Consider the following 1252-nt stretch of genomic DNA (forward strand, 5'->3'; position numbering starts at 1 on the left):
TGATATTATCCCCTTAAGGTAGACAGTGTAAAAAGACCATGAACAAACATGGATGTTACACTTCTACTTGGAGGGGATTTTATTATGGCTAAAAAAGGGTCTACATTTCAAACTTATTCAAATGAATTAAAGATACAAGCTGTAGAAAGTTTTTTAAATGGTGAGGGTAGTCAATCAGCTATAGCGAAGAAATATGGACTTAAAAGTAGAACGCAATTAATAGAGTGGGTTAGGAAATATCAAGAAACAGGCGGTATTTCAGACTCACGGGGAAAAAGTAGTGGTAATAAGGGCCTCAAAAACCCCTTGAAAGGTCGTCCTCGTACGAAATTCGATAGTATGGAAGAGGAGTTGGAATACTACAAGGCACAGGTGGCGTACTTAAAAAAGCAGTATCCAAATCTGTAGGAGGTGTCCTTGCTCAAACAGCTAAGTACGAGATTATTGAAGAACTACGTTCTCGATACAAAGTAATCTGGCTTGTCGTCATTGCTCAGTTAAATCGTTCTAGCTACTATAAGTGGCGTTCAACACGTATGCAAAGAAAATTACGTTTTTCAAAGGATGATACATTGCGTGAACAAATTCAAGCGATTCACATAAAACACAAGGAATATGGCTATCCTCGTATGACAATTGCCTTACGAGAAGAGGGCTTTTTAGTGAATCACAAAAAAGTATGTAGACTTATGCAAGAGCTTCAAATTCAATCGATCATCCGTAAAAAGCGACGCTTTTTTAAAGGGAAATCCTCAAAGATTTTCCCAAATGTAGTAGAACGCCAATTCCAAAATCGCAAACAAAATGAGGTATTTGTCACAGACATCACTTACTTGCCATTCAAAGATAATTTTCTCTATTTATCGGTCGTCCAAGACATTTACAATAATGAAATTGTTGCTTGGAAACTCTCACATCGCAATGATCTACAACTTGTTCTCGATACACTTGATTTAGCAACACAAAAAAGAGATGTGTATGGAACCATCATCCACTCAGATCAAGGATTCCAATACACATCTCATGCTTATCATCGTACGCTTCAACAGCTAGGTGCCATCGGCAGCCACTCTCGCAAAGGAAACTGCCATGACAATGCTTGTATTGAATCATTCTTTTCTCATTTTAAATCTGAAATGTTTTATCTCAATTATTATCAAACAAAAGAAGAATTGATTCAAGCAATTGAAACATACATCTATCATTATAACTACAAACGATTCCAAAAACGACTCAATCATCGAGCTCCGAT

1 protein-coding gene is annotated in these 1252 nt (G+C 36.8%); it reads left to right on the top strand.

The features are described from left to right. Positions 1-84: 84 nt before the first annotated feature. A protein-coding gene (locus tag BWGOE10_RS29165; RefSeq protein ID WP_415858231.1) for an IS3 family transposase occupies positions 85-1252 on the top strand; the annotation gives its coding sequence in 2 pieces (ribosomal slippage) (positions 85-382 and positions 382-1252; 1169 coding nt annotated over the 2 pieces). This gene is flagged as partial in the annotation.

Origin of the sequence: Bacillus mycoides, assembly GCF_001757995.1 — a bacterium.
Lineage (GTDB): Bacteria > Bacillota > Bacilli > Bacillales > Bacillaceae_G > Bacillus_A > Bacillus_A mycoides_B.